This is a genomic window from Microbacterium wangyouchuni, from assembly GCF_054072595.1.
In genome coordinates this window covers 73,082-98,420 of record NZ_JBSVRM010000009.1, presented here as the reverse complement: position 1 = coordinate 98,420, position 25,339 = coordinate 73,082, and the positions used below count along the sequence as shown (strand labels likewise).

Here is a 25,339-nt window from a genome sequence, read left to right as displayed (position 1 = left end):
CCCTCTAACCAAATCGGCCTCCCAATGCCCGCTTCAGACCGCCGCCCAACTTCCTAGACCCCGGCCCTGATGTGGGCCCTGCGCGCGAGCAGCACAGCGGCGACACTGCCGAGCACGATGACGAGACCTGTCGTCGCGACTCCAGACGCGAACGCACTGCCAATACCGGTGATCGCCAGATCGCCAGCCACCTCCACATCCACGAATACGTACCCGCTCTTAGCGCCGCGCACCTCGATCTGATGCTCACCGCTCTCGGTGCCACCCGCGATTCCCACCGACATCGACACTGCGCCGTTAGAGTCAGCCGTTGCGGTGGTCAGTCTCCACGGATCAGAGTGCAGCCACACCTCCAGCTGTTCACCGGGCGCGAAGCCGCTCGCGTTGACTGTGATGTTGCCCGCCGCGGGGACCGATGCACTCGACAGACTCACCCTTAGTGGGATAGCCACAGGTGTTTCAAATGGGATCGGATCCTCGGACAGCCCCGGTCTGTCATACGGCTCGGACACGCCGGTCGGAGCGCGCATCGGCGTGACCGATGGCTCCGGCAACTCGGCCGGGGACGACGTCGGTTCAGGCGAATCCGTCGGCGCGGGGTTAGTAAAGGGCGATTCGGTCGGCTCGCCCGACGGTGTCGATGTCGACGTCGGAAAACCAGTGGACACGAGATTCCTGGACGGCGTCGCCTCATCGCACACAGCGGTGCGAGAGAACTCAGCCTGCACTAATGAAGTTTCGTTGACAATCCACTCGACAAAGAACGTCTCGTCGCCCGCGATCAGAAAGGTCACGATTGTGTCATCGATAGCCGAGCCGCCGTCAGTCCCGGTCAAAGTGCTGATGCCTGCCATGGCCTCATTTGCCACGTCCAGGGACTCTGTCACCGTCTCCGGCGCGCCGAGAGTAGTCGTGCCGTTGAGAGCGACCGAAAAGTCTGGTTCTTCGCGCTGGCCGATAAGCAAAGCATCCGTTTGGGGCGCAACCTCGGCAAGAGCGGGGGCAGCCCCGAGCAGGCCAGCTGACGATAGTGTCAAAACGCCGGCGAACGACGCAAGGCGTGACAGGATGCCTCGTGGTGAGCTACTGCGAAGACGTCGAGTCATGTTCGGTCCTTTCGATTTATGAGCGCCCTAGCGATACGTTGCTGCGGCATCAAATCTGATGCTTCCGCCCCCCCATTTCCCGATCAGGCGATTGTTCCCGATCATCTCCGCCCCATCCCCCTGTACACCCAGCCGGCATTTCGCCAGACGGCAGGATCCAAACAGTTACGTCCGTCAATGATCTTGCGGTTCGACACCAGAGTGCCGGCATGCACTGGATCGAGCTCACGACGGTATTCGTCCCACTCGGTGACCAGCACAACAGCATCCGCGCCAGCCAACGTTGCGTCACGATCAGCTTCGTACGTGAGTTGGGGGTGCATCCGCCGTGCGTTATCGAGCGCTGCCGGATCCGTTACAACCACGTCTGCTCCGAGCCCCTTTAGCCGCACTGCCACCTCAAGAGCCGGTGAGTCCCGAACATCATCCGAGTACGGTTTGAATGCGGCTCCCAAGACTGCCACTCGCTTGCCGAGAGCTGCACCATCGAGTGCATCTACAACCAGATCCACGGCGCGCGCCCGACGACGAAGATTAATGGCATCCACCTCACGCAAGAATGCCACCGATTCTCCCCTGCCCAGCTCCTCGGCCCTCGCGGCGAAAGCCCGGATGTCCTTCGGGAGACAGCCGCCACCGAACCCGATGCCGGCTCCGAGAAAGCGGCGCCCGATTCTCACGTCGTGGCCGATCGCGTCGGCGAGCGTCGTGACGTCTGCACCAGTCACCTCAGCGATCTCTGCCATCGCGTTGATGAATGAGATCTTCGTCGCGAGGAACGCATTCGCCGATACCTTCACGAGCTCGGCGGTGGCGTAATCAGTGACGATGAACGGTGTCCCCTTCTCGACGGATGGGTAGTAGGTCGCACGAAGCTGCGCCGCCGCGTGCATACCTGCAGCACTGTCGGGAACCCCGGCAACCAGTCGATCGGGATCCACCGCGTCTTGGACAGCCCATCCTTCACGCAGAAACTCTGGATTCCATGCAAGCACGGAGCCGGTCTGTTCGACCTGCGGGGCCAGTTGACTCGCGGTTCCGACCGGGACTGTGGATTTGCCAGCTATGACATCCCCGCCGAACACGTGCGGCAGCAACGCGTCGAAGGCAGCGTGCAGGAACGTCAGGTCTGCACCATCGCCACCCGACTGCTGCGGTGTCCCCACGCAGACAAAGTGAACCGCGCTCCCCCGCGCCTCCGCAACATCGGAAGAGAAGCGAAGGAGTCCCGACGCAAGTCCGGCCGTGAGCAACTCCTGCAATTGCGGTTCGAAGAACGGGGCGATTCCTTGTGCGAGTGACTGCACTTTTCGATCGTCGACATCAATGCCGACCACCTCGTGCCCGATCGAAGCCATGGCAACCGCGTGCACAGCTCCCAAATAGCCGCATCCGATCACCGAGAGCTTCACGCCGACCCCACGACAGGTGTGTGGTGCTCCCCGCTTCGCCCGAGACGTTCAACGCGCATGCACCGAGCGTCGCCAGGCAACACAACGGACGGAAGGCCGCCCACTGTCGAGCGGTCAAACTTGTCATGAACGCCCGGCTATCGTCCGCCCGTCTCGCGGGCTGGGACGACCAGCGTCTTACGCCTCAGACTGAACGCGAGCCCGACGCGCCAGCAGCACCACCGTGAGGCCCCCGATTACCAGCACAAGACCGGTAGTCGCGACACCTGATGCGAACGCCGAGTCAATACCGGTGATGGCCAGGTCATCAGTCACACGGACATTGACGAACACCGAACCGCTAGTCGCCCCACGAACCTCGATCTGGTGCTTGCCGATCTCGGTGCCACCGGCGATTCGCACGGACAAGGAATGTGCGCCACTGGCATCTGCCGTGGCATCCGTCATCTTCCACGGGTCGGAGTGAAGCCACAGTTGCAACTGCTCCCCCGGAGCGAAACCGTTCGCCGTAACCGTCACGTCACCACCGGCCGGCACCGAAGCACTCGACAGGCTCGCCGTCGGCGGGGCCGGAGCGGGCGCAGGAGCAGGGACCGGGGTCTCTTCGGGCACCGGCTGCGGGTCAACCGGCGGAGCCGGCTCGTCCGTCGGTGCGGGCGCCGTCGTCGGCTCAGGAGTCGGCGAGTCCGTGGGCGTCGGCTCCGGAGAGTCCGTGGGCTCGGGAGTGGGCGTCGGCGTGGGTTCCGGGCTCTCAGACGGCGTCGGCGTTGGAGTCGGGGTATCCGTGGGCTCCGGTGTAGGCGTCGCGCACGCGTCGACACGAGTGAAGGTGTCCTGCGCGATGACAGCGTCATCGACGATCCACTCCACCAGCTGCTCAACGGACGCCTCGAGCACAGGCGTCGATGCAACCACGTTGAACACGTCTGCCTCTTCGACTCCGGTGAACGTCTCCAGAGCAACCTGAGCATCGCCAGCAATTCGAAGGTACGACGTCGCGATCTCGCCCTCGTCAAGAGTGATCGTGCCGTTCAGTTCAACCCGGAAGCCATCGGAATCGCAGGTCGCAGTGAATGTGCCATCCGCGCCGTCTACGACCGCTGCGTGCGCCGGTGTAGCCAGCATCAGACCACCGAACGCTATCGAAACGACGCCCACCAGTGACGCGGCGCGCGCGCGAAGCGTGCTGTGCGGACTGCTGGTCATAAGACGTCGAGTCATGTTGCGGCTCTTTCATTCAACAAACACCGATAGTTGGTGCGGCACCTCGACATTGAGGCTTAAGCGAAGCTTACCGAACTCTCTGGCCATCCCGCCGTTTTGCACATCACGATCTGGTTGGCGCCATCACAAGGGCAGCCGCACCGTCGGCGCTTCGTCGGTTGCCCAGAAATCAGCATCCAGAACGCGGGTCACCGGGTCGGGCTCGGCCGGCGCATACGACTGCTGGTACTGCTCAGCACGCTGGCGCTGAATAGCTGCTGCCGCGGCGCGGCGCTCCCACAGCTCGCGCTCGATCTTGGTGCGGTCGCGGGCGTAGATCATTGCTCGCATGATCATCGCCAGCATCAGACCGATGTATCCGCCGATCGTGTTCGCGGCGACGTCCTGCAACGTCGAGACACGCTCGTCCAAAGCCATCCCCTGCGTGAACTCAATGGCACCCGAGAACGCCGGCAGTAAAAAGATCGCCAGCCACCACGCCTTACGCGCAAGCGCCAAGCCCAGCAGGAACCCCAGCGGCACGAACATGCCGATGTTCGCCGTGAACTCGAGCTTGTCGTACCCGAACCACTCCGGAACACCGAAGTTGTGCAGTACCTGGAGCAGACGCGACGAGATGCTTCCGAACTCCAACTGCTGCGGGTTCGGCCACATCGTGACCAGCAGCACGAACGCAGAGTAGATCGCCAGCAGGAGCGTCGACACCCACATGCGGGCGTAGCTTCGCGGCGGCGGTGGGCCGACGTAGATTTCGCTCATGGTGCTCCTCAGTGTCGCGCCCTTCGACAGGCTCAGGGATCGGTGGTGTGGCTCAGGGAGCGGTGTGACGAAGGGCGAGGGCCATCGTATCCAGCGCAGATGGGGAACCGCTTAGTGCGGCAATCTCCTGCGCACTGAGCTGTGCGAAATACATGATCCAATAGCTATGGCGACGAATGACGTGCCACTGACAATGGAAGAGAACGAACGAATGACAGTCGCAGGCACGTTGCGCACCGCAACCATTTCGGTGTTGCTCATCGTCGGGCTCGCCGGTTGCGCACCCGAACCCGCCGTGGCCGAAGGTGCGCCGCAGTCTCCGGCGATTGAGCCGGCGGATTCACCGCAACTCCCTCCAGCAGCTGCGACCACCTTTGTGTCGGTCATCGATGGCGACACCATCGAAACCAGCGCGGGAACCGTCCGGATCATCGGGATCGACACCCCTGAGCGCGGGCAGTGCGGCTACGACGAAGCCGCGATGCAGATCGGGTACCAGCTCTCGTCAGGTGACAGTCTTACCTTGGCTTTGCCACCAGGCCAGAACGACACCGACCGACATGGAAGGCTCCTCCGCTACGTCACCACGAACGCTGGTATCGACCTCGGCATGATGCAGCTGGAGTCCGGCTACGCGCTGGCCAGATACGACTCTTGGGACGGCTATCCCGCCCACCCCAATGAGGAGGCATACCGTTCCGCCCAGCTTGCCTCGATGGATGCAGCCGGTACCGTCATCACCACCTCCTGCCAGAGTGGTGCTCCACAGCCTGTGGCCCCCACTGCGGGTGATCGCTGGTGGGAGCAATTTTCATCCTGCACCAAGCTCAAGAAGAACACCGCAGGATTTCCCGTCGGGCCATTCAACCGTGACGATCCCGCCCAGGCAGAAGCCTACGAGTGGTTCGCGTACGGCACCGGCAACAACGGTGACGGCGACGGCGACGGACTCGCCTGCGAGTGATGCCGTAGGCACACGGATGCTGCGCGTCATGGCACGCCATGCCGAGCAACGCGCACGCAGGTTCAGGGCGTAGCGTCCAGCATCCGGCACCCTTCGACAGGCTCAGGGCGCAGCATCCGGCATCCAGGAACGACAAAGGGGCCGAGCCCGAAGGCTCGACCCCTTTGACAACTAAAGAAACTTAGCTGTTGATCTTCGTGACCGTACCGGCGCCGACGGTGCGTCCACCCTCACGGATGGCGAAGCCGAGGCCCTCTTCCATAGCGATCGGCTGGATCAGCTCGACCGTCATGTCAGTGGTGTCACCAGGCATGACCATCTCGGTGCCCTCAGGCAGCGAGATGACGCCGGTGACGTCGGTGGTGCGGAAGTAGAACTGCGGGCGGTAGTTCGTGTAGAACGGGTTGTGACGGCCGCCCTCTTCCTTGGAAAGGATGTACGCGGTGCCCTCAAAGTTGGTGTGAGGGGTAACCGAACCCGGCTGAACGATGACCTGGCCACGCTCAACGTCTTCACGCTTCAGACCACGAAGCAGCAGACCACAGTTCTCGCCGGCCCATGCCTCGTCGAGCTGCTTGTGGAACATCTCGATACCAGTGACCGTGGTCTTCTGCGTCGCGCGGATGCCGACGATCTCGACCTCGGAGTTGATCTTGAGGGTTCCACGCTCGGCGCGGCCGGTGACAACGGTTCCACGACCGGTGATCGTGAAGACGTCCTCAACGGGCATCAGGAACGGCTTGTCGCGGTCACGCTCGGGGTCCGGAACGTTGTCGTCCACACCCTGCATGAGCTCGAGGATCGAGTTGACCCACTTCTCTTCGCCCTCGAGCGCCTTCAGCGCCGAGACCTGAACGACAGGAGCGTTGTCGCCGTCGAAGCCCTGGCTCGACAGCAGCTCACGAACCTCGAGCTCGACGAGCTCAAGGATCTCTTCGTCGTCAACCATGTCGCTCTTGTTCAGCGCGACCATCAGGTACGGCACGCCGACCTGCTTGGCGAGCAGAACGTGCTCACGGGTCTGAGCCATCGGGCCGTCGGTAGCGGCAACCACGAGGATTGCGCCATCCATCTGAGCGGCACCGGTGATCATGTTCTTGACGTAGTCGGCGTGGCCGGGAGCGTCAACGTGCGCGTAGTGGCGCTTGGGGGTCTCGTACTCGATGTGCGAGATGTTGATCGTGATACCACGCTGGCGCTCTTCCGGCGCCGAGTCGATGGTAGCGAAGTCACGCTGCACGTTGGTGGCCGACGGGTACTTGTCAGCGAGCACCTTGGAGATGGCTGCGGACAGCGTCGTCTTGCCGTGGTCAACGTGACCGATGGTTCCGATGTTGACGTGCGGCTTGGTCCGCTCGAACTTGGCCTTGGCCACTGGGTCCTCCTCAGGACGTTCGTGTAGTGATTGCCGGGCACTGGTTTGTAACCGGTTCGCTACGGGGTTTAATTCTCAGTTTAGTAGAGAGATTGCGTGTGAAGTTGTGTGTTGTCCGGATGCTGCGCCCCTTGCCATTTGACAGGCTCAGGGCGCAGCATCCGAACGAAAGGGTTACTCGCCCTTGATCTTCTGGATGATCTCATCCGCTACGGCCCTGGGGACCTCAGCATAGGAGTCGAACTCCATCGAGTAAACAGCGCGACCCGAAGTCTTCGAGCGCAGGTCGCCGATGTATCCGAACATCTCGGACAGCGGAACCTGTGCGCGAACGATCTTGATGCCGGTGGAATCTTCCATCGACTGGATCTGGCCACGACGCGAGTTCAGGTCGCCGATGACGTCGCCCATGTACTCCTCGGGCGTACGAACCTCAACGGCCATCAGCGGCTCAAGCAGAACCGGGTTGGCACGGCGCAGAGCTTCCTTCATACCGATCGAGCCAGCGATCTTGAACGCCATTTCAGACGAGTCAACATCGTGTGCAGCACCATCGACGATGGTCGCCTTGACGCCCACGATCGGGAAGCCGGCGAGCACGCCGACGTTCATCGCATCCTGGAAACCAGCATCGATCGAACCGATGTACTCACGCGGGATGCGACCACCCGTGACCGAGTTCACGAACTCGTAGGTCTTGTCAGCATCCAGCGCAAGCGGCTCGATGTTGAACTGGATCTTCGCGAACTGACCCGAACCACCGGTCTGCTTCTTGTGCGTGTAGTCGTGCTTCTCGACGACCTTCTTGATCGTCTCGCGGTAAGCCACCTGCGGCTTGCCGACGTTGGCCTCAACGTTGAACTCGCGCTTCATGCGGTCAACGAGGATGTCGAGGTGCAGCTCGCCCATGCCCTTGATGGTCGTCTGACCAGTCTCGGGGTTGAGCTCGGTGCGGAAGGTCGGGTCCTCTTCAGCGAGCTTCTGGATGGCAACACCCAGCTTCTCCTGGTCGGCCTTCGTCTTCGGCTCGATAGCAACCTCGATAACCGGATCCGGGAACGTCATCGACTCGAGGACGACCGGAGCGGCGATGTCAGTCAGGGTGTCACCAGTGGTGGTGTCCTTCAGACCGATGACCGCGTAGATGTTACCTGCGGTGACCGAGGGAACCGGGTTCTCCTTGTTGGCGTGCATCTGGAAGATCTTCCCGATGCGCTCCTTCTTGCCCTTGGTCGAGTTGGTGACCTGCGAGCCGGAGTCCAGGTGGCCCGAGTACACGCGAATGTAGGTGAGGCGACCGAAGAACGGGTGCACAGCAACCTTGAACGCCAGGGCCGCGAACGGGTCCTCGGAGCTCGGGTTGCGCTTGACGATCGTGTCGTAGTCCTTCGGGTCGTGTGCCTCAATGGCACCGACGTCGAGGGGGTTCGGCAGGTAGTCGATGACAGCATCCAGCATCGGCTGAACGCCACGGTTCTTAAACGCCGAACCACACAGCACCGGGTAGATCTCGCTGTTGACGACCATCTTGCGGATGGCGCCCTTGATCTCGGCGACCGTGAGGTCTTCGCCACCGAAGAACTTCTCCAGAAGCGCGTCGTCGGTCTCGGCGACGGTCTCGAGGAGGCGCTGACGGTACTCCGCAGCCTTCTCCTTGAGGTCCTCCGGGATCTCCTGCACTTCGTAAGAAGCACCCATGGTCACGTCACCCTTGGAGTCACCCTCCCAGACGAGTGCACGCATCTCCACGAGGTCAACGACCCCGAGGAAGTCGCTCTCTGCACCGATCGGGAGCTGGATGACGAGGGGCTTTGCGCCGAGGCGGTTGACGATCGTGTCGACCGTGTAATAGAAGTCAGCGCCGAGCTTGTCCATCTTGTTGACGAAGCAGATACGCGGAACGTTGTACTTGTCAGCCTGACGCCACACGGTCTCGGACTGGGGCTCAACGCCCTCCTTGCCGTCGAACACGGCAACAGCGCCATCGAGCACGCGCAGCGAACGCTCCACCTCAACGGTGAAGTCGACGTGGCCGGGGGTGTCGATGATGTTGATCTGGTTGTTGTTCCAGAAGCAGGTCACGGCGGCAGACGTGATCGTGATGCCGCGCTCCTTCTCCTGCTCCATCCAGTCAGTCGTCGCGCCACCATCGTGCGTCTCGCCCAGCTTGTGGTTGACGCCCGTGTAGAACAGGATGCGCTCGGTCGTCGTGGTCTTGCCAGCATCGATGTGCGCCATGATGCCGATGTTGCGGACCTTGCTCAGGTCGGTGAGCACGTCTTGTGCCACAGGAGTGTCCTTTTCTATCTAGCAGTGCAACTGCGAAAGTTTGGGGGCTTCAACAGGCTCAGGTAGGGCAAGCCCGGTCCCTGAGCCTGTTGAAGGATTACCAGCGGTAGTGAGCGAACGCGCGGTTCGACTCGGCCATCTTGTGAGTGTCCTCACGACGCTTGACTGCAGCGCCCAGGCCGTTCGAGGCATCCAGAATCTCGTTCTGGAGACGCTCAGTCATCGTCTTCTCACGGCGACCCTTGGCGTAGCTGACGAGCCAGCGCAGCGCGAGGGTGTTGGCACGGTGAGGCTTGACCTCAACCGGCACCTGGTAGGTCGAGCCACCAACGCGGCGGCTGCGAACCTCAAGAGTCGGGCGCACGTTGTCGAGCGCCTTCTTCAGGGTGGCGACAGCGTCCTCGTTGTTCTTCGCCTCGACGCCGCGGAGGGCGCCGTAGACGATGGACTCAGCGAGCGACTTCTTGCCGTCAACGAGAATCTTGTTGACGAGCGAGGTGACGATCGGTGCGCCGTATACGGGGTCGTTGACGACGGGGCGCTTCGGGGCGGGACCCTTACGAGGCATCTAACTCAACCCTTCTTCGCACCGTAGCGGGAACGAGCCTGCTTACGGTTCTTGACAGCCTGGGTGTCCAGGGCGCCACGGACGATCTTGTAACGCACACCGGGGAGGTCCTTAACACGACCGCCGCGGACGAGCACGAGCGAGTGCTCCTGCAGGTTGTGGCCCTCACCGGGAATGTAAGCGGTGACCTCTGCGCCGTTACGAAGCTTCACACGAGCGACCTTGCGCATCGCCGAGTTCGGCTTCTTCGGGGTGGTGGTGTAGACGCGGGTGCATACCCCGGCCTGCTGCGGGTTCGACTTGAGCGCTGGCGCCTTGGTCTTAGTGACCTTGGGCGAGCGTCCCTTGCGAACCAACTGCTGAATAGTTGGCACGTTCTCTCCTCATAGTGCTGCACGGTGACAGCGTGATGGGTTTCACATCAAACCCACCGGCGCAGGCGGAACCGCCTGAGCTTTTGGTGTGGTGGGTATGCCGTGGGGGCTGACCGGTATGGACCGGAGCCCGTGTGCAGGCACGCCGAGACGTGCACACACCTGATCAAGTGTAATGCCGCGTAACGGATGCGGTCAAATGGCGGGAGGGGAGATGTGCTACGGCCCGCGGGGGCGGGGCTGGTGGTGGGGCTGGGGGCGACGAGACATGGCTTGCCGCATGAGAAACGTCGTAGGAACACCTTTCTCATGCAGTTCGGCGTTTCTCGCGGCGGGTGGGGTCGGCGGGAGGGGTCCGGGCGGCGGTGGGCCGACTCGCGGCTGGCGCCGCGGTGGCCGTGAGAAGTTTCCCCGGCCCCGCAGGCTCTGAGCCATTGCCGAGTCAGGGTCGACAAGCTATATTGGTAGCGCCTCCCGTTACGACGGGTCGGGAAGAAGGCCTTAGAAACCCAGCCGGACGACTGGATCTAGGGCCTTTCGCTTGCTTCAGGACAAAAGCGATTCCCCAGTCGACTTATGGATGAGGAACGTCGAAGACAGCGCCTCCAAATGCTCCTCAATCCCCAGATGCGTGGAATTGATCGCACCGAGAATCGCATCCGCGATCCATAGCAATGGCTCGTCGCCCCCGCGAAGATGTTTGATGCGCACCCGCTGCTCCAGCCCTTGACCTTGCAGGGCCACGATGTGGCCTCGATCACTGCTGTCTTGATGTCGCCCGCGGCTCTCCAAAGTCAGGTCATAGATTTTCATGCCAACCATCTCGTAGTAGAGATCCTCAAGACATTTGCGCCGAAACCGTTCGGTCTTCCGCTGGCGTCTGCTGACATGAGTGACCACAACGTTCACCGTCTCGAGCTCACACAGCCGTTGGATGATCACTCGCCTGCGCGACTCGCTTTCATCTGTCCAGTGCAGCTTGATCTGCCCAGGAAGCAGGAGTGGACGAAGAGCCTCACGCACGGCATCACATCGGTCAGCCGGAATGAGCACGGCCGCGATCATGTACTCCTGAAGTTCGTCCCCGCGCGCAGCCGAGGATTCGTCGATGAACGCACGGAAGGGTTCCAGCGGCGGCATCCGTTCACGTTAGCGCCGATCGCGAAAGCGGCATCACATCCATCCACAGCCCCAAGATTCCTATCTGCGCCTGCACCAACAGTGCGAGTCAATGGTGCGGCGACGAGACATGGCTTGCGGCATGAGAAACGTCGTAGGAACACCTTTCTCATGCAGTTAGGTGTTTCTCGCGGCGGGTGGGGTCGGCGGGAGGGGTCGCGGCGGCGGCCCAGCTCACCGCAGGTCGCGGATGCGGGCAGCCACGGTCGAGGCGTCCCCACTGCGCCGCTCGTACGTGACGGCGATGATGAGCAGTACCGCTCCGATCACGGCGAGGGTGATCCACCACGGCATCGACTCCACGCCGCGGCCGATCTGCACCGCGAACACGAAGATGTTCTCGATCGGCAGCACCAGCATCCCGAGGATGAACGGTGCGGCCAGCCGTCGACCGGCCCCGACCATGATCGCAGCGAGCGCAAGCACCATCACCAGGATCGCGCGCCACGTCAGCGGATCGGTGAACGTCGCCACGATCGAGGCGCTCATCATCGTCACGATGCCCGGGGCCAGCAGCGCCCACGACGACCGGAACCCCAGCGGCCACGAGTTCACACTGCCACCGCCCGCATCCGCCGGCGCGTGCCGCAGCGCGTGCACACCCGCGGCCAGCAGGAACAACCCCAGCGGCAGCGAGAACCACTCCACCCGCAGATCGCGCGGACTCCACGCCACCACCGCCGTGACGAATGCGACGCCGAACAGGAACCACACCGGTGGCAGCGTCGTCCGCCCGGCCCGCCCGCTCCGCCCGGCCCGCACAGCGGCGACGAGCATCAACGCGAGCAGCCCGATCATCAGAGCCCACATCAGCCAGATCGATCCCCAGTCGCGTTCGATCGCGTTCCAGGTTCCTGCGGCGAGCGCGAGGACTGCGGGTGCCAGCATCCATCGCGTGCGGCGAAGTCCGGACGATGCTGGCGATGAGCGACGGATGCCACGTCCCGCCAGCGCCAGGATGATCGCCGCGAGCGCCGACACTCCGAAGCACGCGAAGAACAGCGCTGCCCCGTGCAGCACGGTGATCTCAGGCATACGAATGCCCTGCACCGCGCCCGCGATCGCAGCAACGCCGGCCGCGACCAGGGTCGGGCGTACGAGCATCCGGAGTCGGGCGATGCGCAACCGGCGCCCGAGCCGAGCGAGCCCCCAGCCGAGGCCGAGGAGCACTCCCCCGGCCGTCAGCAGTGCGATTGCGCGCCACGGCACCTGTGCTGCGGTGCGGGCATCCGGCTCGATGAGCACGAGCAGCGCGAGGCTGGGCAGCAGCGCAATGGCGAGGCCCGTGGCGTAGAGGCCGCGGACTTCCACACCGCGCGCGGCCAGGATCGCAGCGGTCACCGCTGCGGCGAGCGCGGGCGGCAGCAGATATGCCTCGAGCAGGTCGACGCCGTTCATGGTCCACACGCACCACAGCGCTCCGGTGAATGCGGCTCCGGCCACCCACCATCCATAGCGGCGGCGGGTGAATGCGGCACTGGCCGCCGAGCCGACACCGAGGATCACCAGCACGAGGAAAGTCGTCCCCAACCCCGCGGCTTCGCGGGCGAGTGCGAGGCCGGTGGCGATCACGCCGGTCAGCAGGGCGGATGCTTCGATCGCGATGCGTACGGATGCCGCAGCATCCGCCGGCAAACCGTTCGTCCGCAGCGCGTCGCGGATGAGCGTGGTGCTCGGCAACACGAGCGCGACGATCGCGGCGATGATCGGCAGCGTCACCGGCGACGCGCTGACCGCGAGCACCTGTGCCCCGAGGCAGACTACGACGACGGCGACCGTGGGTACGAGCATCCCTGTCGCGACGGTGCGCAGCACGATGCCGAGGCCCGGCCGCCGGGTCAGCAGCAACGACAGCGCGAGGGCGAACATGAGGGCGGTCGACAGGGCGGTCCAGCCGCTGCGCTCGAAGACCACCTGCACAATTCCGGCGGCAAACGGCACGGCAGTCACCACCAGCACCGCGTGCCAGCTGCGCGAGCCGACGCGCGGGATGAACGTCACCACGATCGCGCTCACCAGAGCAGCGGATGCCACGAGGCACAGCACGGCGATGCTTCCGAGCGGTGGGAATCCGAGTGCCTGCGGCAGACTCTGCGCGAGTGTCTGAGCGAGGCAGATGAGCGCATAGGCGAAGCCGACGCCAACGTGCAGGAATCGGATGCCGGAGGGCAGAGTCCGACTCGCCAGCACGAGGACCGCGAGGATGCCGATACCGGCGACGGGAGCCGTCACGGGATCGAGCCACGAGATGAGAGTTGCAACGGCGAGGCCCGCGTGGATTGCCGCGATGAGCGTGACCGTGTTGGCGGTGACCGTGTTGGCGGATGTCTCGGGCCTGGGCCGGGCTGCCGTGTTGGCGGATGCTGCGGGCTTGGGCCGGGCTGCGGTGTTGGCGGATGCTTCCGGCTTGGGCCGGGCTGCGGTGTTGGCGGATGCTTCCGGCTTGGGCCGGGCGGCCGTGTTGGCGGATGCGGCGGGCTTGGGCCGCATGACCGTGTTGGCGGAGGCTGTGCGCCTGGGCCGGGCGGCGATGAGGGTTGCGGCGGCCGCCGCGGCTGCACCGAGGACGACCACCAGGCGCGCCGGGAGCGGCAACAGGTTGCTGCACGCCAGCGTCAGGACGGCGAGTGCGGCCGAGGCAATCGCGAGCACATCGGTGGACGCGGTGAAGTGCAGGAGCGGGTGCCGGGTTGGGGTTGCGGTTGAGGTGGCGGCGGTTGCGGTGGCCGCGGTTGCGGATGTGGCGGCGGTCGGCGCGGCAACGGCGGTAGTGGCGGTGCGCGCGGTGGTCGGCGCGGCGGCAGCGACAGCGGCGGCGGCATCCGAATCCACGGCCTCGAGCATGCTCACCCGATCACGGGTGAGCCCGCCGAACAGGGCGAGACCCGCGGCGATGCCGACCATGCCGATCAGCGCGGCCATCCCCCAGGTGTCGTTCCTGACCACAGGTGCGGACCCGCGAACCACGTCGGCGAGAGCATCGACGGCTGTGGTTGCGGCGTAGACCAGCGGCATCAGTGCGATCGCGCCGATGACGATGAGGCTTCCGAGCGAGAGCGCGAAGCGCACAACCGAACGCGGCAGCGGGGTTGCCGCGAGCAGGGCGAGTCCGAATGCGGCAGTTGCCGGGACGGCAGCCGGCAGCCAGACCGCCGCGAGGTCAGCGACCGGGGATGTGACCGCGACCGTCAGGGCCGTCGTCGCGGCACCTCCGGCAACCAGACTCCACCAGTGCCGCAGCAGGTGTCGCGACGCGAACACCGCGTGCGCGGCAACCAGGGCGAGCACGAGGCTGATGCTCAGCAGCATCCCGATCCCTCCGAAGGCGGACCAGGCACCCACCACCGCGAGCGGCACGGCGGTGAGCGTCACGATGATCTGCACGGCGGTGAGCATGCGCGGTGCGATGCGCGGCCAGAACTCGATGAGGACGGCGGCGAGGAAGGCTGTGCCGAGGTGTCCCACGGCAGCGAAGAATCCGGAACCTGCGCCGCTCGCGAAACCTGCCGCGTATCCGAGCTGCGCCGGCACGAGCGCCGCTCCGATCAGCGCGGCCCACCGCCAGACGCGCACGTGCGACAGCTTTCCAGCGGCGAACATCACGCCGCTCGCGCCGGCCGTCACACCCGCAGAGATCAACCATGTGGATGCTGTCGAGCCCCCGAGCTGCGCAAACGAATACACATCGAGCGCCACGAAGACGAGCCCGAGCGCGCCGACAGCTTCGGCGGAGAACTGCAGCCCGCGGCGGGCGAGCAGCCACGCCCCGCCCAGGAAGATCAACGTCACAAGGCCCACCACGACACTGCGGGTCGCGCGGTCGGACAGCTCGGGGTTGAGGAAGGTGAAGATCAGCGCAGCGATCGCGAAGAGCCCGGCGCCCGCGATCGCCAGGACCGACTGCACCGTCGCGCTCTGGCGTGGAGCGGCAGCATCCGCTCGCTGGGCGGCGGGGGCGGTGGCCGAGCCGGCCGGCTGGGCGTTGGGCGCAGCGTCAACATCCGATCGCTGAGCTGCGGGGGCAGAGACAGAGTCCACTCGCTGGGCAGCGGGGGCAGAGACAGAGTCCACTCGCTGAGCGTTGCCAGCGGGGCCCGTGGCCGCAGCGTCAAAGTCCGATCGCTGAGCGACAGGCGCAGTCGCGGCCGCAGCCGCAGCCGCAGCGTCAAAGTCCGATCGCTGAGCTTGTCGAAGCGTCGGATGGGGTCCGCCGGCGACAGCATCCCTCGTCACAGCACCGCCGGCGGCATCCCCCGATGCAGCCACGCGCGGGATGCGCTCGATCAGTTGATTGCGTCCGCGGATCGCGGCGGCGGCCGACACCGACGCGGCCCACACCTCAGATGCGGCGGAGCCGCGGAGGTCCGCGCCGCAGTGGGCGCAGCATCCACTCTCCAAGCGCCGCGAGGCGCACACCGGGCAAACGGCGCCGTCGAGGAGATGGCGCGCGACGGCTTCGCCCCAGCTGACAACTTCAGAAACGGCAGTCATCACAATCCCTCTTCCTCGTCGGGGATCCAGCGGAGAATGTCGCCGGGCTGGCATTCGAGCACGCGGCAGATGGCCTCGAGCGTTGTGAAGCGGACGGCTTTGGCGCGTCCGTTCTTGAGCACGGCGACGTTCGCGGGGGTAATGCCGATGGCATCCGCGAATTCCTGCACGCTCATCTTCTTGCGCGCGAGTTGCACGTCCAGGTCTATGACGATGGGCATCAGACGACCTCAGACATGTCCTGCTCGAGCTCGAGCGCCATGCGTAGGAGCCCACGCAAGACCAGGACCAGCAGCGCGAGCGCAGCACTGACGACGATGCCGAGGATCGCGAGCAGGGTGAGCGACAACGAGACGGCGCGACTGGCAATGATCACGACGTACGAGACGGCGATGAGCGCGCCAGCCGCAGCCAATGCCCAGAGGATGATGTCGACGTATCGGAAGGCGTCAGGGCTGAAGATCCGCTCGGCACGCACGAGCGAGAGCAGCTTCCATACGCAGATCAGCGTGACTTCGACGAGGGCGAGGAAGATGACGGCGCCGATGATTCCCGGAATCTCAAGGTGGTCGACGTCAGGGTTGCGGATCGCCGTGATGCGGGCGACCTCGGGGATCACCAGCACCTGGCTCGTCAGGAGGAGCCCGAGCATGACGGCGATAAGAGTTTTGAGCGCGGCGGTCACACGGGGTTGCATCAATCTACCTATCGATAAGCGGCTGGTATCTATCGAAAAACGATAGCCTGTGGATGCTGGAGACCCCAAGCCCGCACGCACGTTCCCAGGGAAGTGTCAGGTGCGGCAGCATCCGGTCGCCTCGCGCGGCACGGCACGGCACGGCGCGGCACGGGGCGGCGCGGCACGGCACGGCACGGCACGGCACGGCACGGCACGGCGCGGGGCCGTACCCGCGAGTCGCTGCTTGCAGCACCAATCACACACTGCGGCGTGCGGACTCGCGACGCAGCATCCGAGTCGCGGCCGAAGTGCCGACTCGCGGCGAGGTGCCTACTCGCGGCGAGGTGTTGACTCACGACCGAAGTGCCGACTCACGCCGAGGTGCTTACTCGTGGCGAAGCGTTGACGCGCGGCGACCTGCCCGCGCGAGCGCCGGGTCCGCGCTACGGGGTATCCGGCCCGAACGGAGAGTCCAGCGAGTCCGTCAGCTCGGCGAGCATCGCCTCGATCTGCGGCTCGACGTACTGCGAGATGGCGGCCTGAACGTGCAGGCGATGGCGAAGCAGGATGCCGCAGATCTCGCGACCGACCAGATTCGCGTACTCATCGGCGAGGCCGACCTCCTGCCGCAGCGCGGCCTTCGCTTCCTCACTCAGCGGCGGAAGCGGCGGCAACTCTTGGCTGTCGACGTCCGCAAGACCCGCGATGGTGAACAGGAACGGCGCCCCGGGCGTCGGTTCCGGATCAAGCGGCATGCCCTCGAACTCCGGCGACAAGTCCTCGGCCGGACGGTAGCTGCGCGCCCGATTCCGCGCCGCCTGCTGATCCAGCTCCGACTGAAGCATCGGCAGATTTCCAGCGGTGTACGTGGCAACGGCATGGTCGACGATCCGTTTGATGCGCGTGGACAGGCCGTGCTGCACGCCGTGCGGAGCATTCGCCCCGATCCCCGCCGCAGACAGCACGGGCGAGCCGAGGCAGAGACGGCACGGCGCGACACGTCCGCGGTAGGTGGCCGGCTCCCAGCGCGGCACCCAGCGCAACCAGGCATCCACCGCCCGGTCGACTTGCGTCTCTATTGACCGCTCCACGGTCCCAGCGTACGGCGATCTGCCCAAACAGCCGAGATTTCAGCGGATCACACGCGGAACAAGCGATACGGATCAGTAGAGTAGGTTATATATTCCCATATCAACCTGACTTAACGACTCAAAACCATTGACACAATGGTATCTTCGTTCTATTCTAGATGCATGACCCCGATCAGCGCCGACACCCAGACCCGCGAGGACTCCCTCGCGCGGCGAGAGTCGTTGCTGGATAACTGGGTGACGGTCGGTGAGCAGATCGCGGCGCTGGAAGCACAGCGTGCCGAGCTGCTGGCAGAGCGGTTAGACCTCATGGCCACGGAGCGATCGTTGGATCCAGGTTCCGATGAGATAGCGTTTCGCTCTCTGTTCAATGAGTACGCCGCGGCCGGTCATATCTCACCCACGACGGCATCGAAGCAGATCACGGATGCTTGGGGTTTGGTGCGGCTGTACCCGGCGACCTTGCGAGCGCTCGCGGACGGAAAGATCAGCCGCCGGCACGCAGATGTGATCGTCACCGAAGCACCGCTGCTCAGCGGGCATCCGGATGCTGCGCGCTTGCGCGCCGAGTATGAGGAGAAAGTGCTTCCCTTCGCAGAAGGCGACACCGCTGCTCGCACCCGTGCGCATGCTCGGGACGTGGCCGCGGTCATCTCTCCCGAGACGGTCGAAGAACGCCACCGCCGGGCACGCCGGGAACGCAATGTGGGCGTACGTCCCTGCGGCGATGGGACGGCGATGCTGTCCACGTTGCAGCCCGAGATGCTCGCCTACGCGATGTATGACCGGCTTTCCGAAATGTCCCGTGGACTCATCGAAGCCCGCCCCAAGGGCAAGCGCCGTCCACGCAACGCGGCGTTGAAGGCCATTCAAGCCGAACGCGAAGCGGCCCTTGCTGCACAGACACCATCCGATCCGGAGCCGCCGGCCGCGCTCGATGAGGACTTCGCCTACGCGATGGGCACTCCAGCCCCGTGGGAGACGAACCCCGCCAGCCAGCCCGGAGCGGACACCCTCGAGCCCGACAGCCCCGTCTCCGCCGACGAACAAGCCGCTCGCGACGAAGCAGCCCTCCGCAACGCAGATCTGATCGACGACTCCGACGTCGTCGAAGATGCTGGCCTGATTGCGGCGGCTGGTCTCATTGCAGACTCTGGCCTCCCTGCCGGCTCCGATCGCGCCGCTGGTCTCGGGTCAACGGCCGATGAGGGCACCCCCATGCATGACGGGTACGGACCAGTCGAAACCGACACCCGGTCGATGGACGAACTGCGCGCCGACATCCTCGCCGACCTGGTTCTCACCGGCGTTCCCACCAGCCCCGAGGGGAATCTCGGCACAGCGTTGGGATCCATCCGCGCATCCGTCCAGATCACCCTTGCCGCGACCACTCTCACCGGTGCCGACAACCGTATGGCTGAATTCGATGGCCACGGCCCCCTGTCCCCCGACACTGCCCGACTTCTCGCCGGCTACGCGTCCAGTTGGGACCGAATCTTCCTCGATCCTGCCGGGATGGCCGTCGCAACCGACAACTACACCCCGACCGCGAATATGAAGCGCTATCTCCGCGCTCGCGACCAGCACTGCCGCTTTCCCGGCTGCCGTGCGCCCGTACACCGGTGCCAGATCGATCACAACCATGACCACGCCCAGGGCGGGGCGACTGAGCTCTGCAACCTCGCGCATTTCTGTACCAGTCATCATCCGCTGAAGCATCCGGACGTCGACAAGCGAGATCGCTGGAGTGCGAAACAGCTCGAGAACGGCGTCATCCTCTGGACCAGCCCGCTCGGTCGCACCTACGGCGACGAGCCGCAGCTCCGCGTCATGTTCGCCTGACGGACCCCGGGCACCACTCTGCCCGCTGGCAGGCGCAATGCCGGCAGGCAGCGCAATGCCCGCAGGCAGCGCAATGCGACTTCCTACTCGCCGGGCTCGTCGCGCTCCCACGGCCACTGCGGCCGCTTGGCCCTGGTGCGGCGCAGAGCCACCCCGGCCCACGCAGCCAGCACGGCTACGACAAAAATGACCAGGCTCGCTCCCCCGGTAATCAGTTCACCGATCACCGACAGCCCCGTCACGAACTCGCCCGAAACCACTGCCGCGACCAGACCGACACCCAACAGATGAACAAATGCCGTCATGATTGCGATGGTCCATACCGAGCGATAACGCGGGTTCTTGATCCGCACGGCCATCCACAACAGCACCGCGAACTGCGCCACAGCGAGAGCCATACCGACGACGCCCGGAGCCTGGCCTAGTCCCGGAGTCGCGATGATGTCAGCATCCGTCGCCACGCTCAACGCACCCAGCCCGAAAACGGCCAGCGCGAAGAATCCGATCGTCGTCATCACCGTCGCCAGGATGGCCGAAACCCCCGCAGGCACGGGGCCGCGGGGGTCAGGCGAGAAGTTGTCAGCGATTGCTACCTCGGCAGAGTCGGGCCGGCCTCAAGCGTGCGCTCGTACTCACGCTGAGCCTCGGCGTTGAGCTCGGTCTTGCGTGCACCGCTGCGGGCAACCCACGCACCGAACCAGATCGTGAGCTCGCGACCGAACACAAAAGCCGCAATCGCGAGCGGAGCCAGCAGCTGCGAACCGACCAGCTCGTTGCCTTCAGAGGCCGTGAGCATCCAGAACGGAGCCTCGAACAGCTGGCCGAGAATGTGTCCGACATACGCGAACAGCCCCACGATGATGCCGAAGACGACCCAGCGTCCCCAGCGTCCGCGGTTGACGATCGCACCCAGCAGCCAGAAGCCGATGAAGAACACGACAACCGGAACCCACAAGCCCCACGTCGTCAGCGGCGCGATCAGTGCATCGACGAAGTTCTCACCGGTCACATCGCCCGCCAGCGCGCCCAGCCCGAGCGCGGTGCCCAGGTACAGGATCGCGAACGAAAGAGTGGCCAGCAGGCCGATGCCTGCGGCGGTTCCGCGGTTGTTGCGCTCGCGCGGCGGCTCGGGAGCCTGCACGAAGATCGGCTGCTGCTGCGCGTATGCCGGCGGTGCGACCACGGGCTCTGACGCAACCGTCGGCTCGGAGTACGCAACGGGCTCCGAGTACGCAACCGGCTCCGACGGAACGACTCGCGTGGCCGTGTCATCGGCGTCGACGTCGGACGGCTGGTAAGCGGTGTCGGCGATCGAACCCTCGGATGCCGCGTTGACTTCAGCCAGCGTCGCATCCGCATTGGCCACCGCAGCAGCCGCGTCGATGCGCTCGTCGCTCATCTCGGGAGCATCGAAGGAGTCCGCGTGCGTAGGAGTCGAAGCCGGTGCTTCGACAGGGTCCGCGGCGACAGGCGCTGGCGGCGCCGGCGGCGCCGGGGCAGGCTCCGGCGCGACGAACGTACCGGGATGAGCGCGCTCGGCTTCTTCGAAGGCAGCAAGGTCAGGGTCAACAGCATCCGAAACGCTGCTCGTGCTCGCCGACTCGCTCGCGTCCGCGGTGGCGGTGTCTGCGGTGGCGGTGGCGGTGTCGGCGCCTGCGGTGTCTGTGTCGGCAGCCGTGTCAGCGGCGGTGACCGTGTCAGCGGCGGCGAAATCGTCGGAAGAATCTGTCAGCGCGGAAGATTCGACGAAAGCGTCGTCACGCACATCACCTGTCGCACCCGGCGCATCGACCGCGGCCGCGTCGACCTCAGCGCCACCAGCGTTAGCGCTGTCGACGGCGTCGTTCGCGTCTTCCGGCTGCTCGGACCGGGGAACCTCGTGGTCACTCATGGGGGCGCCTCTCGTCGGATATGTGCAATGTGAGGGTATCGCCGCGCGGCCATGCGGCTGCGGAGGCGTGCCGACGTGTCGCTCGACCCGCGAAAACTCAGGATGCTTCGGCAGCAGCCGTCGCGGTCCCGCGCAGGAGATCGCCGACGAAGTTGAACAGCTCCAGCCACAGGGGCGACGCGAACCACAGCAGCCCCACGATGACGGCCACGCAGAAGATCGCGGCGATCCAACTGACCACCCGACTGCGTCCGGCTACCCCTGCCATGCCTCTACGCTACGACGCAATCTCCCCCGCCCGCAGCAGACACGCGCCCCGCCCCGCCCCTCGCCCCCTGCCCCCTCACTGCTTGCGAGTGGGCGCGCGTGGCTCGGTTTCGCGCGAAACATGAGCCACCAGCGCCCACTCGCAAGCAGGATTAGCGGCGGGCGCGGAGGCGCCAGAGGAGCCACATGCCGGATGCCGGGATGAGGAGGATCCCGACCACGGCGATGCCACTCCAGACGAGGTCGTACGACGCGGGAAGCAGCGGGTTGCTCACAGGTGCGGAGAAGTCGCCGCTCCCCGTCGAGGGGCTCTCAGTAGCTGCAGGTACCGCGCTGAAGGCGAGCAACCCTGCAATGACGACGATCGCTACGAACGGCACCGCGATCGCTACGGCCTTTTCCCAGGTGCGCCACAGAGCACTGAAACACACCAGCATCACGCCGACGAACCAACCGGCCACGGGCAGCACGATGCCACCGAAGCTCAGCGTCAGGGCTGCAGCGATCGCGAACCCGCGGGTACTCGTGGCCGGAGCATTCCGCGCCGCTGGAGTTGCGCCGTGGCCTGCCACCGCGATCTGTCGCTGCGCTGGCACTTCGTCCAGGGCCCCTCGAGCAACTGTCTCTGGCTCACCCAGCTGCGCGATTCGAGCCGCGGTGGCCGCGGCATCCAATCCCTGCAGTTCTTCGAGGATTCCATTACGGATTTCGGCGGCGACACCGTGCGGCAGGTCTCGCATCGCGACGTCCAGGCGCGACAGATACTCCGCGCGCAGGTGATCGGCGTCGATGATGGTCATGAGGATCCCTCTCCGATGAATGCGGTGACAACGCGGGCGAACGGCATCCACTGCGCACGGAACTGCGCGAGCTGTGCTGTACCGGCATCCGTCAACTGGTAGTACTTGCGCACCGGACCGGACTCGCTTGGCAGATCGAAAGTGCTGACCCAGCCGTTGTCGCGCAGGCGACCAAGCAGGGGGTACAGCGTGCCGATGCTGGCGATGAGTCCGGCGCCAGTCAGCGCTTCGGACAGCTGCCAGCCGTACATCGGCTCACGCGAGAGGAGGCCGAGCACGCAGTACTCGACCACTCCCTTGCGCATCTGCGCTCCGACGTCCACTGTCATGCATCACAAGCTACCATGCGACACAAGCTACCGCAGCCCGCACCCCACGAGCGGTCGCCCCAGTCCCCGTGCGAGTGGGCGCGCGTGGCTCGGTTTCGCGCGAAACATGAGCCACCAGCGCCCACTCGCAAGCGGGTAAGGGAGAGGAAAGGGGGTCAGCCCTTGGTCGCGCCGGCGGTCAAGCCACCGACGATGTACTTCTGCAGGAAAAGGAACAGGATCATCACCGGGATCGCAGCCATCACGGCTCCAGCCGAGAACGCTGACCAGTCCGCATAGCGCGGGTTCGACACGAGCTTGGTGAGCCCGACCACGAGGGTCTGCTGATCCGGATCGATCAGAATCACGCTCGCTACGACGTACTCATTCACCGTTCCGATGAACGACAGTAGCCCCACCACGGCGAGAATCGGTGCGACCAGACGCAGAATGATCGTGAAGAAGATGCGGGTGTGACCGGCGCCGTCGATGCGCGCCGCCTCATCAAGCTCCTTCGGGATCGTGTTGAAGAAGCCGTACATCAGATAGGTGTTCACCCCGAGCGCTCCACCGAGGTACACGAGGATCAGCCCTGTGTGCGTGTTCAGCCCGATCGCCGGGAACCAGTCCCCCAGCGTCGACATCAACAGGAAGATCGCGACCACGGCAAGCAACTGCGGAAACATCTGCACGACAACGATCGTGACCAGTCCAACGCGCCGACCAGCGAACCGCATCCGAGAGAAGGCATACGCCGCGCAGGCACCAATGAACACCGTCACGAATCCGGTGACAACAGCGATCACCAGGGTGTTCAGGAACCACTTCCCGTACGGGTTCTGCGGATCGCTGAGGATGCGCACGTAGCTGTCGATGCCGATCGCCGAGAACAGCTGGTTCGAGCCGGTCAGCGTTCCGCGGGGATTCAACGACGCCGACAGCACATACAACAGCGGGAACAGCGCGAAGATCGTCACGACGATCGCGACCAGGTGTCGCCACCCGGTGTCGGCGAACCACTTGCCGAACGGGCGCCGGCGCCGGGCCACGGAGACCGGAGAAGCAGGAGCAGGTGCGGTAGTCATCAGTTCAACTCCTCAAGAGCCTTGGTCTTTCGGAAGCTGATGATCGAGATCGCCGCCACCACGATGAAGATGATGACCGTGAACGCCGATGCCAGCCCGTAATCACGGGTCTGTCCGGTGAAGGCCACCTTGTAGACCATCGAGATCAGGATGTCGGTGTGACCGACCGGAATCGACACTCCGTCGAACCGTGGCCCACCGTTGGTGAGCATGTAGATCAGGTTGAAGTTGTTGAAGTTGAACGCGAACGATGAGATCAACAGTGGCGCGACCGTCACCAACAGCAGCGGCAGCTTGATCTGCCGGAAGATCTGCCAGGGGTTCGCACCGTCCATGACGCCGGCCTCATTGACCTCTTCCGGGATGCCCTGAAGGGCGCCCATGCAGACCAGGAACATGTACGGGAAGCCGAGCCACAGGTTCACGATCAGCACCGACACTTTCGCCAGCACCGGATCGGTCAACCAGGGAATGGATGCCCCGCCGAACACCACCTGGTTCAAGAAGCCGAAGCTCTCATTCATCATGCCCGCCCACACCAGCGCCGACAGGAACGCCGGGAACGCATACGGGAGGATCAGCATGATGCGGTAGCCGTTGCGGAACCGCATCCGTGTGTTGTTGAAGACAATGGCCAGCAGCAGCCCGAGCGCAAAGGTCGTCGCCACCGAGATCAGCGCGAAGGCGAAGGTCCACAGGGTCACTGAGACGAGCGGCCCGCGGATCGTGCTGTCGGTAACCGCGCGCACGAAGTTGTCGAAGCCGACCGTGATCTGCCAGCCCGGCAGCAGTTCGGTTCCCTCGGGCGAGGTGAACGCTCCGGTTCCGATGTCGCTGTACACCGTTCCGGAATCGGTGTCCGTCATCGTGCCGGCAGCCTCGTCGTACTCGAGCGCCGAGACGTAGAGGTAACCGCTCTGGCCGTCCGGCGTGCGGATGGAGCCGTCATTCGGGTCGTCGCTGTACGCGACGGAGAGCTTCTCGACCTCACCAGAGCGGGCGAGAACCTGCGCGAAGTTCAGTGATGTCCAGCCGTCGACCGCAACTGCCCTGTCGCCATCCATTGTCGCGCCGGAAACTTCTTGAAGCGGTTGTTCGTTCGTGCCGACGCTGACGTCGCCGTCATCCGGATTCGTCACCAGCAGACCGAGAGAGCCGAACTGTTCGACAACCGTCACCGGGAACGTCGGAGAATCCTCGACGCGCTCCTGGGCGGATGCCATCAGCGAAGAGACAGCCTGCTGCTTGTCACCGTTGTGGCCGGTGCCGTAGTTCGTGAAGCCGATGTAGCCCGTGTAGAGCAGCGTGAAGACCTGGAAGATCACGAGGAAGATGATCCCCGGAGTCAGATACTTCGCAGCGATGCGCTTGCGCGAGAAATAGATGTAGTTGACGAGCACTGTAACCGCGACCACGAGGCCGAGAATCAGCCACTCCTGGTGTGTGAACAGCACGAAGGCCGCGTAGAGCGCGACCGCGTCGACGATCGCGAGCAGCGCGATCTTCAACAGCATCCATCCGATTTTTTCGGATGCAGCCTCGGCGATCTTCGCCGCCTGACGCTGCCGCTTGGTCGGCGGAGGCGTCTGCTCAGTTGTCGTAGTGTCCGTCATTTCTCACCCATCATCACTCTGT

22 protein-coding genes are annotated in these 25,339 nt (G+C 64.6%); 2 read left to right on the top strand and 20 right to left on the bottom strand.

Annotated features, from left to right (window positions below; genetic code table 11):
* Positions 1-53: 53 nt before the first annotated feature.
* The 4 genes from ACW5CM_RS15080 to ACW5CM_RS15065 all read right to left on the bottom strand — a co-directional run bounded on the left by ACW5CM_RS15080 (position 54) and on the right by ACW5CM_RS15065 (position 4,501).
* The gene (locus ACW5CM_RS15080; RefSeq protein ID WP_457125499.1) at positions 54-1,106 is read right to left on the bottom strand and encodes a hypothetical protein; all 1,053 of its coding nucleotides are present in this window, start codon (positions 1,104-1,106) and stop codon (positions 54-56) included.
* Between the two features lie 101 nt (positions 1,107-1,207).
* Positions 1,208-2,518 carry a UDP-glucose dehydrogenase family protein gene (locus ACW5CM_RS15075; RefSeq protein WP_457125498.1) on the bottom strand — a complete coding sequence of 437 codons (1,311 nt, stop codon included), beginning with the start codon at positions 2,516-2,518 and terminating at the stop codon, positions 1,208-1,210.
* Positions 2,519-2,695: 177 nt separating this feature from the next.
* Positions 2,696-3,739, bottom strand: coding sequence for a hypothetical protein (locus ACW5CM_RS15070; protein ID WP_457125497.1), 1,044 nt, complete (start codon positions 3,737-3,739; stop codon positions 2,696-2,698).
* Between the two features lie 126 nt (positions 3,740-3,865).
* The gene (locus ACW5CM_RS15065; protein WP_457125496.1) at positions 3,866-4,501 is read right to left on the bottom strand and encodes a VanZ family protein; all 636 of its coding nucleotides are present in this window, start codon (positions 4,499-4,501) and stop codon (positions 3,866-3,868) included.
* A gap of 166 nt (positions 4,502-4,667) precedes the next feature.
* Between ACW5CM_RS15065 and ACW5CM_RS15060 the strand changes: the two genes are divergently transcribed.
* On the top strand, positions 4,668-5,465 hold the full coding sequence (locus ACW5CM_RS15060) for a thermonuclease family protein (RefSeq protein WP_457125495.1): 798 nt from the start codon (positions 4,668-4,670) through the stop codon (positions 5,463-5,465).
* 181 nt (positions 5,466-5,646) lie between these two features.
* Here ACW5CM_RS15060 and tuf read toward each other — a convergent pair whose 3' ends face one another.
* The 9 genes from tuf to ACW5CM_RS15015 all read right to left on the bottom strand — a co-directional run bounded on the left by tuf (position 5,647) and on the right by ACW5CM_RS15015 (position 17,511).
* Complete coding sequence (gene tuf / locus ACW5CM_RS15055) at positions 5,647-6,840, bottom strand: elongation factor Tu (protein WP_438255688.1); 1,194 nt, start codon at positions 6,838-6,840, stop codon at positions 5,647-5,649.
* Positions 6,841-7,014: 174 nt separating this feature from the next.
* A complete protein-coding gene (gene fusA, locus ACW5CM_RS15050) occupies positions 7,015-9,129 on the bottom strand; it encodes an elongation factor G (RefSeq protein WP_457125494.1) in 2,115 nt (704 codons plus the stop codon).
* A 97-nt stretch (positions 9,130-9,226) separates the two neighbouring features.
* Positions 9,227-9,697, bottom strand: a complete 471-nt coding sequence (gene rpsG / locus ACW5CM_RS15045) for a 30S ribosomal protein S7 (RefSeq protein WP_438255690.1) — start codon at positions 9,695-9,697, stop codon at positions 9,227-9,229.
* 5 nt (positions 9,698-9,702) lie between these two features.
* Complete coding sequence (gene rpsL, locus ACW5CM_RS15040; RefSeq protein ID WP_033106047.1) at positions 9,703-10,071, bottom strand: 30S ribosomal protein S12; 369 nt, start codon at positions 10,069-10,071, stop codon at positions 9,703-9,705.
* 546 nt (positions 10,072-10,617) lie between these two features.
* Positions 10,618-11,211, bottom strand: coding sequence for a hypothetical protein (locus ACW5CM_RS15035; protein WP_438255691.1), 594 nt, complete (start codon positions 11,209-11,211; stop codon positions 10,618-10,620).
* A gap of 213 nt (positions 11,212-11,424) precedes the next feature.
* A complete protein-coding gene (locus ACW5CM_RS15030; RefSeq protein ID WP_457125493.1) occupies positions 11,425-15,741 on the bottom strand; it encodes an SCO7613 C-terminal domain-containing membrane protein in 4,317 nt (1,438 codons plus the stop codon).
* Positions 15,741-15,962, bottom strand: coding sequence for a helix-turn-helix domain-containing protein (locus ACW5CM_RS15025; protein ID WP_438255693.1), 222 nt, complete (start codon positions 15,960-15,962; stop codon positions 15,741-15,743). The genes ACW5CM_RS15030 and ACW5CM_RS15025 overlap by 1 nt, the downstream gene beginning before the upstream one ends.
* Complete coding sequence (locus ACW5CM_RS15020; protein WP_457125492.1) at positions 15,962-16,438, bottom strand: DUF2975 domain-containing protein; 477 nt, start codon at positions 16,436-16,438, stop codon at positions 15,962-15,964. Before ACW5CM_RS15020 ends, ACW5CM_RS15025 begins: the two co-directional genes overlap by 1 nt.
* A gap of 425 nt (positions 16,439-16,863) precedes the next feature.
* Positions 16,864-17,511 carry a spermidine/putrescine ABC transporter substrate-binding protein gene (locus ACW5CM_RS15015; protein WP_457125491.1) on the bottom strand — a complete coding sequence of 216 codons (648 nt, stop codon included), beginning with the start codon at positions 17,509-17,511 and terminating at the stop codon, positions 16,864-16,866.
* A gap of 162 nt (positions 17,512-17,673) precedes the next feature.
* Between ACW5CM_RS15015 and ACW5CM_RS15010 the strand changes: the two genes are divergently transcribed.
* Entirely contained in the window at positions 17,674-19,353 is a 1,680-nt protein-coding gene (locus tag ACW5CM_RS15010) for an HNH endonuclease signature motif containing protein (RefSeq protein WP_457125490.1), read from the top strand.
* Between the two features lie 83 nt (positions 19,354-19,436).
* Here the strand turns inward: ACW5CM_RS15010 and ACW5CM_RS15005 are convergent, their stop codons facing one another.
* The 7 genes from ACW5CM_RS15005 to ACW5CM_RS14975 all read right to left on the bottom strand — a co-directional run bounded on the left by ACW5CM_RS15005 (position 19,437) and on the right by ACW5CM_RS14975 (position 25,317).
* Positions 19,437-19,868 carry a DUF6121 family protein gene (locus tag ACW5CM_RS15005; RefSeq protein ID WP_457125489.1) on the bottom strand — a complete coding sequence of 144 codons (432 nt, stop codon included), beginning with the start codon at positions 19,866-19,868 and terminating at the stop codon, positions 19,437-19,439.
* A 74-nt stretch (positions 19,869-19,942) separates the two neighbouring features.
* Positions 19,943-21,244 (bottom strand): ABC transporter, encoded by a 1,302-nt coding sequence (locus ACW5CM_RS15000; RefSeq protein WP_457125488.1) that lies wholly within the window; start codon positions 21,242-21,244, stop codon positions 19,943-19,945.
* 97 nt (positions 21,245-21,341) lie between these two features.
* Entirely contained in the window at positions 21,342-21,512 is a 171-nt protein-coding gene (locus ACW5CM_RS14995; RefSeq protein ID WP_438255698.1) for a hypothetical protein, read from the bottom strand.
* A gap of 151 nt (positions 21,513-21,663) precedes the next feature.
* The gene (locus tag ACW5CM_RS14990) at positions 21,664-22,311 is read right to left on the bottom strand and encodes an HAAS signaling domain-containing protein (protein ID WP_457125487.1); all 648 of its coding nucleotides are present in this window, start codon (positions 22,309-22,311) and stop codon (positions 21,664-21,666) included.
* The gene (locus ACW5CM_RS14985) at positions 22,308-22,640 is read right to left on the bottom strand and encodes a PadR family transcriptional regulator (protein ID WP_457125486.1); all 333 of its coding nucleotides are present in this window, start codon (positions 22,638-22,640) and stop codon (positions 22,308-22,310) included. Before ACW5CM_RS14985 ends, ACW5CM_RS14990 begins: the two co-directional genes overlap by 4 nt.
* Positions 22,641-22,795: 155 nt before the next feature.
* The gene (locus ACW5CM_RS14980; RefSeq protein ID WP_457125485.1) at positions 22,796-23,704 is read right to left on the bottom strand and encodes a sugar ABC transporter permease; all 909 of its coding nucleotides are present in this window, start codon (positions 23,702-23,704) and stop codon (positions 22,796-22,798) included.
* A complete protein-coding gene (locus ACW5CM_RS14975) occupies positions 23,704-25,317 on the bottom strand; it encodes an ABC transporter permease subunit (RefSeq protein WP_457125484.1) in 1,614 nt (537 codons plus the stop codon). The genes ACW5CM_RS14980 and ACW5CM_RS14975 overlap by 1 nt, the downstream gene beginning before the upstream one ends.
* Positions 25,318-25,339: the final 22 nt, after the last annotated feature.